The organism is Streptomyces shenzhenensis (assembly GCF_003688995.1).
GTDB classification, from domain to species: Bacteria; Actinomycetota; Actinomycetes; order Streptomycetales; family Streptomycetaceae; genus Streptomyces; species Streptomyces shenzhenensis_A.
Genome location: NZ_PENI01000006.1, coordinates 210,792 through 225,375, shown reverse-complemented (window position 1 = coordinate 225,375; position 14,584 = coordinate 210,792). Strand labels below are relative to the sequence as shown.

The following is a 14,584-nucleotide window of genomic DNA, read 5'->3' as shown; positions in this document are numbered from 1 at the left end:
CCGGTTACCCGGCGTTCGCACGCCGTCCGGACAGGTCAGCACCCCAGAGCCGCGGAGAGTCGGCTCATGGCGCCGCATGTTCTCGGTCAGCTTCCGCCGGAATCAGAAAACAGCGACGAACGTCCGGACGCGTGAGCCGGACGCCCGGACCCGACAGCCCGCCAGCCGCACATCGCGCACCCCTTCCGGCACCCTCGCGGTGGCCTCGGGGCCGCCATTCCCTCGATCCGCACCGATACGCCGATGCGGTGCGGATCGACACCGCCCGCGGCGTCCGGCACTGGTCCCCACGTGGGGAGGGACCAGTGCCGGACGACGGGTCCCGTGCGGGACGGCGGTTCCCGCGCGGAGCAGCGGGTGCTGTGCGGAGCAGCGGGTCCTGTGCCGGGCGGCGGGAATGCCTCCGTGCGACCGCGATACGAGCCTGTCAATCTGATGGTACGTCAGTTATGGTCGCCCTCGGGTTGCTTCCGAAGGGGTGAGCGCGGTGGAAACACGTCTGCAGAGCCCGGAGCCGCCGGGCGCTCCACGCTGGGTCGCGATGTTCTACGAGCCGGACTCGGCCTCATGGCGGATCGGCGCCGAGTCGCCGCACCGCTCCCCCGTGCTGCACGCGGTGGGCGAGATGACCCAGACCGTGCGGGCGCGCGGGGGCGAGCCGGCCGTCGCCCTGTGGGGGCCGCGGGACGGCGCATGGCACCGCTTCGAACGCTCCACGCCCCCGGCCTCCGGCACCGGGGAGGTGCCGCCCGCCGACGCCGCCGGGGAACGGCCGGCCGGGGCCGCGGAGCCGAGCATGCTGGCCGAGCGCATGGACGACCGGCGGCACCAGGTACTCATGGCGGGGCTGGGCAGGGCGGGCCGCTACGACCTCACGCCGGACGACCTGACCGCCGTACAGACCCTCGTCGAGCGACTCGACGAGACCACCCTGCGCAGGGTCGCCCACTGGCTCGCGACCGGGGGTGCCGAGGAGTAGCGGCGCCGTCGGGTTCCTCCGGGGCCGTCTGCCCGGGAGCCGATTCGCCGGGGTCCGCCCGGGGCGATCCGCCGGGTCCTCGCGGGGGCCGGTTCGCCGGGCCGTTCGCAGGGCAGTGACGTCGTGTGAGCCACCTGCTCCGCACCGGCCCCTCGAACGCGTTCGAGGTCGGTGTCCCCCTGCGACTGGAGTGCATGTGACGGTCTCCATCGACCCCGACCTCTGTTACGGCTCCGGCGAGTGCGCCCACCGGGTTCCGTCCGTCTTCGCCTTCGAGGACGGATACGGCGTCGTGCGGCCCGTTCGCGAGAGCCGCGGGGACGAGGGCCTCGTGCGGGAGGCGGCCGAGCTGTGCCCCTCCCAGGCGATCACCGTCACCGAATGAGCGGCGGCGACAGTGCCCTGGCAGCGGTTCTGGCCACGCTCGGCCGCCGGTATGTGCGCGCCGCCCCGGGCTCGTTCGGCAAGGCGCCCCTCGTCACCCGCTGGCTGAACCCGTATCTGCGGGACCACCCCCGCCGACGCGTCGTCACGACCCGTTCCGGCGCGCGGTTCGCGGTGGACACGCAGGACCTCATCCAGCGGTACGTGTACCTGTTCGGGGTGTGGGAACCGCACATGACGAGCTGGCTGCGGCGCCGGCTGAAGCCGGGGGACGGCTTCGTCGACGTCGGCGCGAACGTGGGGGTCTTCAGCGTCCTGGCGTCGGGGCTCGTCGGTGACCGGGGGAGGGTCGTGGCGATCGAGGCCTCGCCCGTGTTCCACCGCCGCCTGCTGCAGCAGCGCGCGCTCAACGACTGCCGGAACATCCGGGCCGTCAACGCGGCGGTCTCCGACGGCCACAGGACCCTGACCTTCGTACTCGCCAGTTCCCGCAACATGGGGGCGAACAGCATCGTTCCGTACGACGGCCCCGCGGAGTCCACCTTCGAGATCGAGGCCCGCCCGCTGCCCGACCTGCTCGAACCGGCGGAGATCGCGAGCGCCCGGGTGATCAAGATCGATGTGGAGGGCGCGGAAGGGGGCGTCGTCCGGGGGCTCGCGCCCCTGCTGGACAGGCTGCGGCCCGACGCGGAGATCAGCGTCGAGGTGACCCCCGAGCGCATGGCCCGGCTCGGGGACTCGGCCGACGACCTGCTCAGGACGATGACCGACGCGGGCTTTCACGTCTATCGGCTGGCCAACGACTACGCGCCCGGGAGCTATCCGGCGGCACTGAGCGGTCCTTCGGGCGTGCCCGTTCGCTGGCGCGGGCCCGTCGAGGCCGAGAGCGATCTGATCTTCTCCCGGGTGGACGCGGAGACCCTGCCCTGACCCCCAGGCGGCCAGCCGGTCAGCCGGTCACCGGAGCGTGCCATCCGAACCGCTCCAGCGCCCGCGCCCTGGCCGCGACGACCGCCATCCGCGCGTCCCGCTCGGCCGGGTCGAGGTGCGGGGCCTGGCCTGTCACCTGGCCCTCCCACTTGCGGTAGAGGAGCCCCACCTCCCGGGAGAACCAGCCGCGGCTCACGGAGTTCAGGGCCAGGAGCAGCCCGGTGTCCTCGGAGGCGGGCAGCGCCATCCAGCCGCCGAGCGCGACCAGGAGGTCCTGCCGTACGCAGAGCGTCGCCGGGTGGACCGGGGCGCGGAAGCCGTTCCGCTCCCAGTACTCCGTCACGACGCCGCGCTCGATCGGCCCGTCGTCGGGGTCTCCGGGGAAGCCGACCGTGGAGCCGTCCGGCATGAGGTCCAGCACCCGTGAGGTCACCCAGCCGATGCCGGGGTCCCCTTCGAGGACGGCCAGGTCGCGGGCGAGAACGCCCGGGGTGAGCCGGTCGTCGGCGTCCAGGACCTTGACGTACGCGCCGTCGGCGTGCGCGAGTGCCATCGTGCGGGCCACGCCGGGGCCGCCCGGCCGCCCCTGCCGGAAGGTCACCCGCGCGTCGTCGGGGACGTACGGACGGACGTCGTCCGTCTCCCCGTCCTCCTGGATCACCCAGTGCCAGGCCCAGCCGTCGGGCAGTTCCTGGGCGCGCAGCGACGTGTAGGCCTCTTCCAGGAACGGGGCCGACGGCGTGTGAACGGCAGTGACGACGATGATGACGCGCCGGCGCACGGCGGCCCTCACCACCTTTCCAGAGACGTGGTGAAGAGCAGTTCCGTGCGGTCGCCGGGGAGCGTGACGTGGGTGATGTCCACGACGCGGCCTGCTGTGTCGTACGACGTCTTCCGCAGCAGGATCACCGAGGTGCCCGGCGGCAGTTCCAGCTCCTCGGCCTCCTCCGGCGTCGGCGGGCGGGCGGTGAAGCGCTCCTCCACCCGGTCCACCTCGATGCCCACGGTGTACAGCTGGTTCTGCGTGCCGCCCGGCCACGGCTCGTTGCCGTCGTCCAGGAGCGCGGGGTTCGCGGCGATCAAGTCGCGGACGAGATAGGAGGTGACCAGGCTGAACGGGGCGGTCTCGGCGGTGTGGCGCGTCCGGTAGGTGCGTTCGAGCAGGGCGGTCCCCGCGGGGACGCCGAACGCGTCCGCGAGGTCCTGGGGTGCCTCGATCTCCCGGTACGCGGCGTAGAAGACGAGATCCCGCAGTTCAAGACCGGTGTCGTGCTCGGTCGCCCCGGTCTGTGCGCGCTCGGCCTCGGGCTCGCGGGCCCGGCGCTTCTCCCACCGGTGGCGGCCGTTGTCGCGGACCGCACGCGTGCGTGGACAGCGGACGAAGGTGCCGCTGCCGTGCCGCTTGTCGATCAGGCCTTCCTCGTTCAGCACCCGGAGCGCGTTCTGGACCGTCGGCACACTGCGCCGGTAGTGCCGCGCCAGATCCGTCTCCGACGGCAGGCGTTCGCCCGGCTCGCGTCCGCCGTCGCGGATGGATCTGCGGATGTCGTCCGCGATCACTTCGTACGCCTTGGGCACAGGGGTCACCTCCGCACCAGGCTACGACTCCTCAAGAGGTCCTTACGACTGGGGGCCGGGCGGGGAGAGCGGGCACACGAAGGCCCCCGGCCGGGGGAGGCCGGGGGATTCGGCTGATGTGAGAGCTGTACGCAAGTTCGCCATCAGGTGCTGCTGCATCACTGCGTCTTCGGGGCCGCACGTCTCGTGTGCGCGTCTTCGGTGCCGCGCGCCGTCCGTGCTGCCGCTGTACCGCTGGGTGCCGGGTTCCGGTCGGGTCCGGCAGCGTTCCGTCAGGTCCGTCGTCAGCGGTGGAGGGGCCGGACTCAGCAGGTGAGCGGTGCCGGGGCGGTGAGGCCCGACAGGATGGTCGCCGCGGTGTCGTCGAGGGGGCTGTGGCGGCAACTGGGGGTCTTGCCGTGGGCCTCGGCCCCGATCCGCTGTTTCATCGTGGGGGGCAGGGCCCTGGCTTCGGACCAGGACCACGACCAGGACCAGTGGGGCGTCGCCGGCAGCGGAGCGGGTGCGGTGCTCCGCTGCGGGGCCTCGGTCTGCGGGGCGGCCGCAGCGGTCGTCGACGAGGCGAGTCCGAGCGCCGCGAACAGCGCCAGGAAGGCGGTGACGATAACGGTCCACAGATTCATGACCTTGTTGTTCCGGGCCATGACCCCTCACTTTCGGGTTGGGCGATTTGCGTACTTTCCTCATGATGTGTATGGACGTCGCGAAGTGGTGGACCTTCGCACGTGGCGCGTCGATGTTCAGATGAACGCCACTCGGATGGGCGCAAAGTAGAAGTAATTCGCCCATATATGGACCTCGGGTGGTGAAGGGGGAGCAAAGTCACCGTGTGTGGAGGTGCGATCACCCTTCGGCCGGGGCGCCGTATCCCGCCTCTAATGGGCTTTTGAGGGCGGGAGTTGGGGCCCGGCGCAGGTCACCGACCGATATCGGTCGGTGTGTATAGTCGGGCGCCAGAGGTCCCCTACGTCAAGGAAAGACGAGGTCGCGCGGTGAAGAAGCTGCTCCTGGTCGCACTGGCCGCCATCGGCGGTCTCCTCGTGTACCGCCAGATCCAGGCGGATCGCGCCGAGCAGGATCTGTGGACGGAGGCGACTGACTCCGTGCCCACGGGTTCGTGAGTACAGACAACGGAAACCGATCAGACCCCGGCCGCTCCAGCGGTCGGGGTTTTGTGTTGCCCGGGCGCCGAGGACGGGACAGGGGCGCGTCCGGGCGAGGCGTTTCGGACGGCCGCACGGATTGCCGGGATGACCTGGGCACGCGCGGGGCAGGATGGGCCACGGTCCGGTTACCGCGCGACGACAGGCGGTGTACGGCCACGGGTGGTCGCGGCCACCCTCTGTGATGCGGGCGGCAGCCGGCAGGCGTCGACGAGCGGAACGCGGCCTCAGGCTGTACGGGGCGGTGGTCGGCCTTCGGCGGCCGGCCCTCTCCGTGGGCGTGTCCGCCGCACCGCCGTGGGACGAGGAGGGGTGGCACGTGATGGGGCGGCGCACGGGGTGGCGTATGCGGTGGCCTACGGCGTGGTGGTGGTCCGGGGCGGCCCGGCGGGACCGTCGGCTGCCCGTCGTGCACGTGGTCGCGCGGGCGGGGACGGCGGCGGTGCTGTGCGGCACGGTGGCGCTGTCGGCCCCGGCGGCGGTGGCCGTGGGCTCGGCGACCGGGGCCGTGGGCTCGGTGGCCGGCGCTTCCGGTGGGTACGGGTACGCCTTCGCGGAGGGCGCGCGGACCGTCGTCGGAGCGGCGGGCACCGCGGACGCCGCGGGACTCAGGCCGGGCGCGACGTACCGGAGTTCACTCCCGCGGAACGGCCAGCTCTACTACCGCCTGGAACTCCGGGCGCCGACGACCGCGTACGTCCCCGTGACCGCCGTACCCCCCGCCGGTGCCACCGTCTCCGCCAGCGACGGCATCAGGGTGTCGGTGCAGGACGCCAACGGCGGCTCCTGCTCCTACGCGTCCGCGCGGTTCGGAGCCGGACTGAGCCCGCGGCCGGTCACGGCACTGGGGCTGCGCGAGGTGGGCAATTCGCTGTGCCAGGGAACGGGCACGTTCTACGTGCTGGTCGAGCGCCTCGAAACGTCCGGCGCGGACGGCGCGGACGGCGCGGACGGTGCGTCCGCGTCGGGTGCCTGGGACCTGGAGCTGGCACCGGCCGCCGAGCCGCGCCTGGAGCGGGCCGGGGCCACGAGCGCGCCCGAGGTCTGGGACTCCGCCTCGCCCGAGGCCGTCACCGGTGATCCGCGGCGCCGCGTGGGCGGAGCGGGCTTCGCCGCGGCACGGGCGCTGGGGCCGGGGGTCTGGCAGACGGACATGAAGCCCGGGCAGACCCTCTTCTACAAGGTGCCGGTCGACTGGGGGCAGCAGGTCCACGCCACCGCCGAGCTGGGCAGTTCGAGCGGGGCCGGCGGCTATGTCAGCGGCGCCCTCGACCTGGCGCTGCACAATCCCGTCCGCGGCTACGTCGCCGACGCGGCCCTCAGCTACAACGGCAGTCAGAAGGCGGCCGCCCTCGCCCCCCTGCCGCCCGTCGAGTACCGCAACCGGTACGCCGTGCCCGACGGGGTGCGCACCATGCGCTTCGCCGGCTCGTACTACCTCGTCGTGCACCTCAGCGAGGGGATGGCCGGCACGTTCGGCCAGGGGCCCTTCGGGGTGACGCTGCGGGTGCGCGTCACCGGCACCCCGCACGCCGCCCCCGGATACGCCGGGCCGTCCGAGCCGCGGGACCTGTTCGAGGTCACGGCCCAGGACCGGGCGGCGTCCGTGACCGGGCGGAGCGGCGGCGGGGACGGCGGGGACGGCGACACCGCGATGAGGGCGCTGGCGGTGGGCGGCATCGGCACGGGGAGCGCGCTGCTGCTGGCGCTCGGGGTGTGGACGGTGGCCGCCCGGCGGCGGGCCGCCGCTCAGCCGCGGGTCAGCGCCCAGAAACCCACGGCGTAGCAGGCCAGCGCGAGGATCAGGATCGGTATCGCGGCCTTCGCCGGGGGGCCGGGGCGGCGGCTGCGGTGGGCGCGACGCGCGGCACGGCGTGGTGAACGCGGGACCGACGGCGGAGTTTGCTGTGCGGGAGGGGGAACCTGCGGGTTCCGAGCGGTGTACGAAGCGGTGGGAGCGTCAACGCGCTGCGGCTGCATCGGGGGCGGCGCGCCGGCAGGGTTCCAGGGGGCCTGTGGGGAGGACAGGGTATGGGTGGGCTCGGTCGCGGTGGGGGGGTGTCCGGGGTGGTGGGGCTGGGGGGCGTGCGGTGGCTGCTGCGGGGTGGGCCGGGGCTGCTCGGCCTGGGAGTTCGGCGTCCGGGACGTCTCCGTGCCGTACGGCTGCGGAGGCGGCAGATGGAAGCTCCCGGTGTCCGACATCGTGGACGGCTGCGGACCGGTGCCCTCGTGGGGAGCTACGGGTGCGGCGCCTTCCGGAGGCGGCTCCGGTCCTGTCGCCCCTGCGGGAAGGGGGTTGGCTGAGGCGGCCGGTGTGCCGGGGACGGAACCCGTGCCGCCGGGTGCGGGCCGAGCGGGGGCAGGGGATGGACTCTGCGCGGGGAAGCCGGTCGCCGGCGAAGAGACGTGCTGCGCGCCGGAACCGCCGTCAGGCCCCGGTGGGCCGGGTTGCGCTCCCGTATCCACCTGGGCGGCCACGCCCGAGGCCGGCTTGAAGGGGCCGTCGGGGCCGAATCCCGGGGGGAGAGGGCCGAGTTGGTCGAAGATCTCGATCAACTCGTCGTCGAGGCCGGGTTCCGGCAGGAGCTGCGTCGCCGAGGCGAGTGCCTTGCGGGCCCCCGTGGCCGTGCGGAAACGGGCCTCCGGATCCGGTTGCAGCAGCGTGGACACGACCTGCCAGAGCGGCTCGGGGACGCCCTTGGGCGCGCCCGGCGTGCCGTGCTCGGCGAAGTACTGGACGAGGGCCTTCGCGTCGGGCTTGGCGCCCTCCAGCAGATACAGGGCGACCAGCCCCACGGCGAACAGGTCGGCGGAGAAGCCGGGTTCGGCGCCCAGCATCTGCTCGGGCGCGAGATAACCGGGCGTTCCCACCACGAGGTTGGTCTCGGTCAGACGCGGTTCGCCGAGCCGCATCGCGATGCCGAAGTCGGACAGCCGCAGCCGTGGGCGGCCGGTGCCGGTGGCCTCCAGCAGGATGTTGGCGGGCTTGATGTCACGGTGCACGACTCCTTCCTCGTGCACCGCGGCGAGCCCGGACAGGAGCTGGTCGAGCAGAGTGCAGACGAACAAGGGCGGCAAGGGGCCGTAGTCGCCGACCAGATGGACCAGCGAGCCGCCGGCGACGAGGTCCATGGTGAACAGGACCTTGTCGTCGTCCGCGGCCCAACTGGCCGGCGCGAGCACATGAGGGTGATCGATCCGCAGGGCCTGTTCCCGTACGAACCGCAGGAGTGAGTGGGCGTCGCGCTGTTGCAGCACCTTGGCGGCGACATAACGGCGGCGGCGGTGGTCCCAGGCGCGCCAGACGGCGCCGACGCCGCCGCGTCCGATCGGGTCGGCCAGTTCGTACCGGCCGGCGAAGACCTCACCCATGACTGTCCGTCGCTCCTCCCCCTACGCCTGCCCCTTGTCCCGCTTCTCCCCCTTGTTTCCCCCGAGATGAGTGAGACGACCCCTTGTCGTGTCCCCGGGCACTCCCCTCAGCGTCGACCCGTCCGCCGGACCCCCTCCGTCGGACGGGCCCGGGAGTCAGCTCTGGTGGGACTGGTAGTGCGCGACGGCGTCGGAGGTGCGGCCCGCGCCGTACACCCGGAGGAACTCCGCCAGTTCCGGGTGGGTCGGGGCGAGGGTGTCGGCGGCCTCGATGATGTCCCCCGCGGCGGCCACCGAGCGCAGCAGCGACTGGATCTCGCGGACCACCCGCTTGACCGTCGGCGCGCCCGAACTGGTCGTCGTCTGCGTGGTGTTGCTGAGCACGGAACCCCCCTGCGACTTCTTGATCTCGTCCATGCGGTCGGTCGCCTCGGCCGCGCTGACGCTGCCGTCCGCGACCTGCGCCGCCAGATCCTGCAGCAACTGCACCCGCTGGACCACCGCGGGATTGCCGATCTTCGCGCGCTGGCCGCTCATCAGCTGCGACAACATGGGCGCGGACAGGCCCAGTACCGCGGCGAGACGGGCCTGGTTGAGTCCGAGATCATCTATGAGCTTACGGAAGAGCGCCCCCAACGGCTCCCCGTACCAGTTCCGCTGCAGCTCCCGCGCTCTGGCGGTGGCTTCCTGCTGTGCGGCGTCCATTTTGCGTCTCCCCATCGCTTCCCCAAGAAGGTGGTTCGCTGTCGCGAACCACGCCGAGCATCTTACGGAGCGTGGTCGTTTCGAGGGACCCCCATCTTTTTTGCGAGATCCCCGGGGTGACCCGGTACTCTGGTCTGCGGCGCCCACCCGAGTGCGATGCTCACGGCGGCCGCCGCTCGCAAGGGGCCTTAGCTCAGTTGGTAGAGCGCTGTCTTTGCATGGCAGATGTCAGGGGTTCGACTCCCCTAGGCTCCACCGCAGGTCAAATGCCCTCCGAGGTCAGTCCTCGGAGGGCATTTCCATGATCAAAGTCCGCATAGAGTCCACAACCCCGGACGATCATGGTTTGGTCGTCACCTGTCCGGGGGACGTGATCCATGCGCTCATCGTCCTAGGGCGCAAGCGAGACGAGAGCGGTGTGACTCCCCTCGCACGCCAGACACAGGATCGTCACTTCCTGCGGACCTCGGGTGGGGAGACCCGACCCGCAGGTGGCGACCCCCGCCGCATGCGTCGACGGGGGTCGTCCGGACAAACGTAGACCGCCCCACCCCGGACAGGGGGTGGGGCGGCTCGCTCTGACCGAGTCAGAGCGGAGGATGACCGCCGACGGACACAGGTACGCCAGCCGTCATCCGCACACGGGCCGAGCACAGCTCACGGCGCTCAGCACAGCGGAGCCGCCCCCGCGGGGGACAGGGGCGGCCCGCTCATCTCCAGCGCCGGCGGTTCGCCCTCGCCGACGCCGGAGGCTCTACTCCACCCATGCGGTGCCCTGAGCGTCTGTGCTCGCTCTCCGGCCGCGGTAGTGGTCGATGTGCTGCTGGTCGGCATGCGGGCGCCGGGTGCAGAACCGGCGGCCCTTGGGGTGTTCCAGCCAGCAGTAGCCCGCAGCCCGGCCGGCCGACTGCTGCGCGCGGGTCATCCGCCCGGCCGTGTCGGTCTTCACGGTTTTCCTCCTCGGCGGTTGCGTACCGGGGGTCGCCGCGAGCTACGGCCCGCGCAGTCGGGGCAGGCGTAGACCTCGATGTCGAGGACGTGCACGCCCTCCCGGCCGCGGGCGATGCCGGCCGACACGGCACCGGCCACGTCGAGCAGGCTCTTGGCGCACCAGCAGCACGCCCACCCCGAGTACTGGGCATAGGTCAGCGATGCGGCGGGCGGCGGCTCGGGAGGCGGGCTCATGGCCGGTCGGCGAGCGGGACCAGGCGGTGGACTTCACGGCACGGGCCGCAGGCGTACAGGCCACGCATGGCCGGGCCCGATCCTGCGTCCTCTGCCTGGATCAGCTCGATGCCTGTGGCGAACCGCCCGCACCACGAGCACAGGCCACGCCTGCCGGTAGTCGCCTGCGCGGTCATCGCCGGCCCCCGTTGGCGAGGTGGAGCAGCTCTCTGCGGGTCGAGCAGTCGCGGCTGCGGCAGGTGGAGCAGGTGCGGGCGTGGAGGGCGGCGACCCGGCGTGCCTCGGCGCGCACGCACGTCGTGCAGCCCCGCGGGTACCAGCAGGCACCGCTCTCAGTGCCGGGCCGCCGCCGCGGACCGAGGCTCATCACGGTGCCAGCGGTCAGGCGCGTCCTGCACCAGACGCATGTGCGTCCGCAGACCTGGTCTTCGGTCAGGTCGCGGATCGGGGGGAGCGGTAAGAGGTGGACTGCCCCCACGGGCGCCGACGTTGCAGCGTGCGGCATGTCGATTCCATCCAGTCGGCCATACCCCGGGAGGTTCACAGCCTCGCCGGGGCCTTGTTACGGACCGTACGGACGGGGTGATGTGTGGCTCCAGGAGTGTGCACGAACTTGCACGGACTCACCCGAGAGCGTTGATGGCGGCCGTGATCAATGCCCGCGCCTCGGCCCCGTACACCGCGAGCTGTGACAGGTAGGCGAACGACTGCGCGTACTCGTCGATCTCCCTCGGCTGGGTCACCGTCAGATGCGCCGAGACGAGCTCGACGTTGACCTGCGCGTCGTCGTACACCGTGAACGATTCGACCGGCCAGCCAACGCCCCGCGGCACGCCCATGGGGATGATGCCGAGACTGACGGAGGGCAGCGTGCCCACAGCAATCAGGTGGCCCAACTGGCCGGCCATCACCTCAGTGTCGCCGATCACCGTCCGCAGCACCCACTCTTCGACCAGCACGGCGAAGCGGTGGATGCCAGTGTGCAAGATGTGCTGCCGCTGCATGCGCTCCGCGACCGCGTCGGCAACGTCGTCCGGGGCGTCGCGCAGCGTGGCGACGGTACGAAGGACGGCAGCGGTGTAGGCGGGGGTCTGCAACAGGCCGGGGATGACCCACGACTGGTAGATCCGGAAGCGGCGGGTCCGCTCGAACAGCGGTCGTACGGACTCCTGCGCCCGCTTCAGGCCGGCCCGCTCCATGCGACGCCACTCGACGTACATGCCGTCGATGCCGCGAGCGGTCGCGATCAGGTCCTCTGTCTGGTCCTGCGCGCGGCAGTGCAGCGTCCACTCGCGGATGTCGGCGTCCGACGGAGGTGTTCTGCCGTGCTCCAGGCGCGAACATTTCGACTCGTGCCAGCCAGCCCGCCTGGCCAGCTCTCGCGCCGTAAGGCCAGCGTCCAGGCGGATCTCACGCAGACGCTGGCCAAGGGCGTGCCTGGCCTGTTGAACGCTGGAGGACGGCGAGGACAATGCGGCTCGGAATCCCTCAGGACGGCCGGTACTCCGCGTGCGGCACGGCACGCTTCCACACGGCGTCGAAGGCGTCCACGCACAGCTTCACCACAGCCGGATCGGTGGTGACTTCCTCGTCGTCCGGTGCAAGCTCGCCGTCGCCGGCGAAGTGGAGGAACACCACCAGCTGGTCGTCGATGAGCCAGAAGTCGTTACCGGGCAGCGCGAGGTCCGATGCCCTGCGGCGGGGCAGCCAGCGGACCTGTTCGCCGGCGGCCACGTTGGGCGCGGTGACGTGGTGCTCGAACCGGATGTAGTCGCTGACCGGTTCGGAGACGATACGGGCCCGGCGGACTTCGACGCCCCGGCCGGCGGTCTCCGACATGAGGGCGAGCCACGGTCGCAGAGTTGGATCGTTGTCCGCTGGATCGTCGCGCTGCCCGGCCTGCCAGGCGATGAACCGGGCGTCGGAACGCATGTAGCCGTCGCGCATCTCCAGGTGCAGTGCGGAATGTCGGCAGGCGCGCAGCCGGTCCTCAAGCGTCGGTTCGGCCACCATTGACCTCCGGGAAGAACTGCATCATGCGGCGCGGGAATTCGATCACAGTCTCATGCTCGGGGATGTCCATCTGGGCGAGTCGCTCGGGGTCTTTGACCTTCCAGCCCTGGAGGACGTAGTTGTCGGTCGCGTCGTCGTAGTACACGGTGGGGGACTTACCGTCCGGACTGTTGGGGTCCTTGCCCAGCATGTGCAGTGCCATGGTGGCTCCTTCACCGAGGTGGACGTGTCTGCCCAGACTTGCGCGTGAGGCGTTGCTGCCTCCAGCAGTGTGCACGAACTTGCACGCACCGTAGTGCAGTTGTCGCCATTCAGAGGAGCACCCAAACGCAAAATGCACTCCCCTTCCACCCGAAGGCGGGAGGGAAGTGCATTCGTTCCGTCACCGGCCGATGGCCTGCCACACCGTCACCGCGAGCGCGCCCACGCTCGTCACCGCGGCAACGGCCGGCAGCGGCCAACGACTCCGCTCCAACGCGGCCAGCCGCTTCTCGTGGTCGCCCAGCGTCTTGTCCGTCTGGTCCCCGCGCTGCACCAGGAGCGCCAACTGGCCCCGCTGCTCGGTGAACCCGACCTCCATCGTGCGCCGCAGCTCGGCCAGCTCCAGAGCGACCGTGGTGGACTCCGGCGGGGTCACTCGCGTCCCCCGTCGTCGGTGCGCAGCCAGGACGGCAGCAGCAGCTGCACGGTGGGCAGCGCCATCACACGGGCGAGACCGCCGGCGATCGCGAGCGCCCCGGCCACCCACGGCAGCGAGGCCGGGATACCGGAGGCGTCGACGATCCCCGGCAACGCCACGGCGACACCCACCGTGGTCTGCACGATCGTGCGCGCCGTGCGCTTGGACGTGTCCTTCATCGTGGTTCCCTTCAGACGTTGGGGACCTGGAGCTTGTTCCAGGTGGTCGGGCCGGGCGGCCACTTCGCGGCCGTGCCGGTGTAGCCGCACTTGCGCTGCCACGCCTCGTAGGAGTCGACGTCGGCCTGCCCGAGGGTCGGGCCAGGGCCGACCTTGTACCGGCCGCAGCCGACCGCGACGAGCCGCTTCCCCATCGCGGTGAAGATCTTCGAGTTCTTCCCGAGCGCGGGCTTCCCGTTCGTCATGAAGAAGGCGGTGCCGGGGAACGGCTCCAGCTTCGGCTTGGCCGGAGCGGACGGCGTCGAGGGCTTGGCGGGGGCCGGGGCGCCGGCCTTGAGCCGCTTCGCGATCCGGGCGCGCATCGCGTCCATGGTGAAGCCGCGGGGGTCGACCTTGCCGGGCTGCCACTCCAGGTGCCCGATGACGCTGCGCTCGTTCCAGCCGTGCACGCGGCAGATCGCCGCGGCCACGCGCTCGAGCGCGAGCAGCTGCGCCTCGGGCCAGGGGTCTTTGCCGTCGCCGAGGTTCTCGCACTCGAACCCGTAGAAGTGGCGGTTGCCGTCGGTGTCGGCCTCGTTGTCGGGCGGCAGCTTCGTCTCGTTGACGACGGCCCGCAGCACGTCGCTGTCGCCGAGGCCGGCGTGGTTGGCGCGGCCGTAGCCGACCAGGTGCACCCGCCCGTCCTTGGCGATCACGCCGTGGCACAGAGGGCCGGGCAGGCTGCTGTACCCGTCGCGGCATATCGCCACTGTGCGGGCGGTGCCGGAGGTCACGGTGTGGTGGATCATCACGCCGTGCACTGGGCCCCACGCGCCCTTGTGGTTGCGGTTGTGCGTCTTCCAGTCGTCGACTTCGACGACGGTGACGCCCTCGGCGCGCAGTGCGGCAGCGAACTGCGCGGGGCTCATGGGTGTGGCCATAGGGGGGTGTCCTTTCAGAGGAGTCGGGCGTAGCGGGGAGAGCCGCCGATGCAGCCGCCACCGCCGTACTTGCCGCCGGCCGTCGCACCCGACGTACGGCGGACCTGAACCGCGACCTTGAGCTGGGTGGCGGCGCGGTACGGGGTGAGGTCGAGGGTGAGCGCGGGGAAGACGTAGCTGAACGTCGCCGGGACGCTTCCACTCGCCACCACGGTGGAGTCGAACAGCACCTGCCATTCCCCGCCCGTGTTCGTGGTGTTGTCCACCTGGTCCCCGAGGAGCACCAGGCCGAGCGCGAGGGACGCCGAGCGGGGGGTGAGGACCGTCTCCCACAGCGTGATGAAAGTGGTGTCGTCCTCGTAGACCATCCCGTTCAGGGACGTTGGGTAGAAGGGCAGTTCGTCCCGCTCCCACCCGGAGCGCTGGAGCGCCGCCAGCTGCTCCTCGACGACGGCGAGTCGCTGAAGGAAGTCGGACGGCTTCTGCACCTTGGGCAC

19 protein-coding genes and 1 tRNA gene are annotated in these 14,584 nt (G+C 71.5%); 6 read left to right on the top strand and 14 right to left on the bottom strand.

Annotated features, from left to right (window positions below; translation table 11 throughout):
• Nucleotides 1–487: 487 nt before the first annotated feature.
• The 3 genes from CTZ28_RS12835 to CTZ28_RS12825 all read left to right on the top strand — a co-directional run bounded on the left by CTZ28_RS12835 (nucleotide 488) and on the right by CTZ28_RS12825 (nucleotide 2,293).
• The gene (locus CTZ28_RS12835) at nucleotides 488–979 is read left to right on the top strand and encodes a hypothetical protein (protein ID WP_259471574.1); all 492 of its coding nucleotides are present in this window, start codon (nucleotides 488–490) and stop codon (nucleotides 977–979) included.
• Between the two features lie 196 nt (nucleotides 980–1,175).
• The gene (locus CTZ28_RS12830) at nucleotides 1,176–1,364 is read left to right on the top strand and encodes a ferredoxin (protein WP_121889465.1); all 189 of its coding nucleotides are present in this window, start codon (nucleotides 1,176–1,178) and stop codon (nucleotides 1,362–1,364) included.
• Nucleotides 1,361–2,293, top strand: a complete 933-nt coding sequence (locus CTZ28_RS12825; RefSeq protein WP_183154371.1) for an FkbM family methyltransferase — start codon at nucleotides 1,361–1,363, stop codon at nucleotides 2,291–2,293. The genes CTZ28_RS12830 and CTZ28_RS12825 overlap by 4 nt, the downstream gene beginning before the upstream one ends.
• Nucleotides 2,294–2,312: 19 nt before the next feature.
• On the opposite strand, the gene CTZ28_RS12820 is transcribed toward CTZ28_RS12825, so the two are convergent.
• The 3 genes from CTZ28_RS12820 to CTZ28_RS12810 form a co-directional block, all read right to left on the bottom strand.
• Nucleotides 2,313–3,074, bottom strand: coding sequence for a glycosyltransferase family 2 protein (locus tag CTZ28_RS12820; protein ID WP_121889598.1), 762 nt, complete (start codon nucleotides 3,072–3,074; stop codon nucleotides 2,313–2,315).
• A gap of 8 nt (nucleotides 3,075–3,082) precedes the next feature.
• Nucleotides 3,083–3,871 carry a GntR family transcriptional regulator gene (locus CTZ28_RS12815; RefSeq protein ID WP_121889464.1) on the bottom strand — a complete coding sequence of 263 codons (789 nt, stop codon included), beginning with the start codon at nucleotides 3,869–3,871 and terminating at the stop codon, nucleotides 3,083–3,085.
• A 305-nt stretch (nucleotides 3,872–4,176) separates the two neighbouring features.
• On the bottom strand, nucleotides 4,177–4,515 hold the full coding sequence (locus CTZ28_RS12810) for a DUF6344 domain-containing protein (protein WP_121889463.1): 339 nt from the start codon (nucleotides 4,513–4,515) through the stop codon (nucleotides 4,177–4,179).
• A gap of 348 nt (nucleotides 4,516–4,863) precedes the next feature.
• Between CTZ28_RS12810 and CTZ28_RS47680 the strand changes: the two genes are divergently transcribed.
• A complete protein-coding gene (locus CTZ28_RS47680) occupies nucleotides 4,864–4,992 on the top strand; it encodes a DLW-39 family protein (RefSeq protein ID WP_003999697.1) in 129 nt (42 codons plus the stop codon).
• Nucleotides 4,993–5,380: 388 nt separating this feature from the next.
• Nucleotides 5,381–6,820: a hypothetical protein gene (locus CTZ28_RS12800; protein ID WP_259471573.1), complete on the top strand. Its 1,440-nt coding sequence runs from the start codon at nucleotides 5,381–5,383 to the stop codon at nucleotides 6,818–6,820.
• Here the strand turns inward: CTZ28_RS12800 and CTZ28_RS12795 are convergent.
• Nucleotides 6,784–8,406 (bottom strand): serine/threonine-protein kinase, encoded by a 1,623-nt coding sequence (locus CTZ28_RS12795; protein ID WP_121889461.1) that lies wholly within the window; start codon nucleotides 8,404–8,406, stop codon nucleotides 6,784–6,786. The two genes, CTZ28_RS12800 and CTZ28_RS12795, sit on opposite strands and share 37 nt — an antisense overlap.
• Nucleotides 8,407–8,562: 156 nt before the next feature.
• Nucleotides 8,563–9,111 carry a helix-turn-helix domain-containing protein gene (locus CTZ28_RS12790; protein ID WP_121889460.1) on the bottom strand — a complete coding sequence of 183 codons (549 nt, stop codon included), beginning with the start codon at nucleotides 9,109–9,111 and terminating at the stop codon, nucleotides 8,563–8,565.
• A 182-nt stretch (nucleotides 9,112–9,293) separates the two neighbouring features.
• Between CTZ28_RS12790 and CTZ28_RS12785 the strand changes: the two genes are divergently transcribed.
• A tRNA-Ala gene (locus CTZ28_RS12785) sits at nucleotides 9,294–9,366 on the top strand.
• Between the two features lie 499 nt (nucleotides 9,367–9,865).
• Here CTZ28_RS12785 and CTZ28_RS12780 read toward each other — a convergent pair.
• The 9 genes from CTZ28_RS12780 to CTZ28_RS12735 form a co-directional block, all read right to left on the bottom strand.
• The gene (locus CTZ28_RS12780) at nucleotides 9,866–10,060 is read right to left on the bottom strand and encodes a hypothetical protein (RefSeq protein WP_121889459.1); all 195 of its coding nucleotides are present in this window, start codon (nucleotides 10,058–10,060) and stop codon (nucleotides 9,866–9,868) included.
• Complete coding sequence (locus tag CTZ28_RS12775; protein ID WP_121889458.1) at nucleotides 10,057–10,296, bottom strand: hypothetical protein; 240 nt, start codon at nucleotides 10,294–10,296, stop codon at nucleotides 10,057–10,059. The genes CTZ28_RS12780 and CTZ28_RS12775 overlap by 4 nt, the downstream gene beginning before the upstream one ends.
• 623 nt (nucleotides 10,297–10,919) lie before the next feature.
• Nucleotides 10,920–11,768, bottom strand: coding sequence for a helix-turn-helix domain-containing protein (locus CTZ28_RS12765; protein ID WP_121889456.1), 849 nt, complete (start codon nucleotides 11,766–11,768; stop codon nucleotides 10,920–10,922).
• A gap of 16 nt (nucleotides 11,769–11,784) precedes the next feature.
• Nucleotides 11,785–12,309, bottom strand: a complete 525-nt coding sequence (locus CTZ28_RS12760) for a DUF6879 family protein (protein ID WP_121889455.1) — start codon at nucleotides 12,307–12,309, stop codon at nucleotides 11,785–11,787.
• On the bottom strand, nucleotides 12,287–12,511 hold the full coding sequence (locus CTZ28_RS12755) for a hypothetical protein (protein ID WP_121889454.1): 225 nt from the start codon (nucleotides 12,509–12,511) through the stop codon (nucleotides 12,287–12,289). Before CTZ28_RS12755 ends, CTZ28_RS12760 begins: the two co-directional genes overlap by 23 nt.
• Nucleotides 12,512–12,691: 180 nt before the next feature.
• Nucleotides 12,692–12,889: a hypothetical protein gene (locus CTZ28_RS12750; RefSeq protein WP_259471582.1), complete on the bottom strand. Its 198-nt coding sequence runs from the start codon at nucleotides 12,887–12,889 to the stop codon at nucleotides 12,692–12,694.
• 53 nt (nucleotides 12,890–12,942) lie between these two features.
• A complete protein-coding gene (locus tag CTZ28_RS12745; RefSeq protein WP_121889452.1) occupies nucleotides 12,943–13,167 on the bottom strand; it encodes a hypothetical protein in 225 nt (74 codons plus the stop codon).
• Nucleotides 13,168–13,178: 11 nt separating this feature from the next.
• On the bottom strand, nucleotides 13,179–14,087 hold the full coding sequence (locus CTZ28_RS12740) for a peptidoglycan-binding protein (protein ID WP_121889451.1): 909 nt from the start codon (nucleotides 14,085–14,087) through the stop codon (nucleotides 13,179–13,181).
• 14 nt (nucleotides 14,088–14,101) lie between these two features.
• Nucleotides 14,102–14,584, bottom strand: coding sequence for a hypothetical protein (locus CTZ28_RS12735; protein WP_121889450.1), 483 nt, complete (start codon nucleotides 14,582–14,584; stop codon nucleotides 14,102–14,104).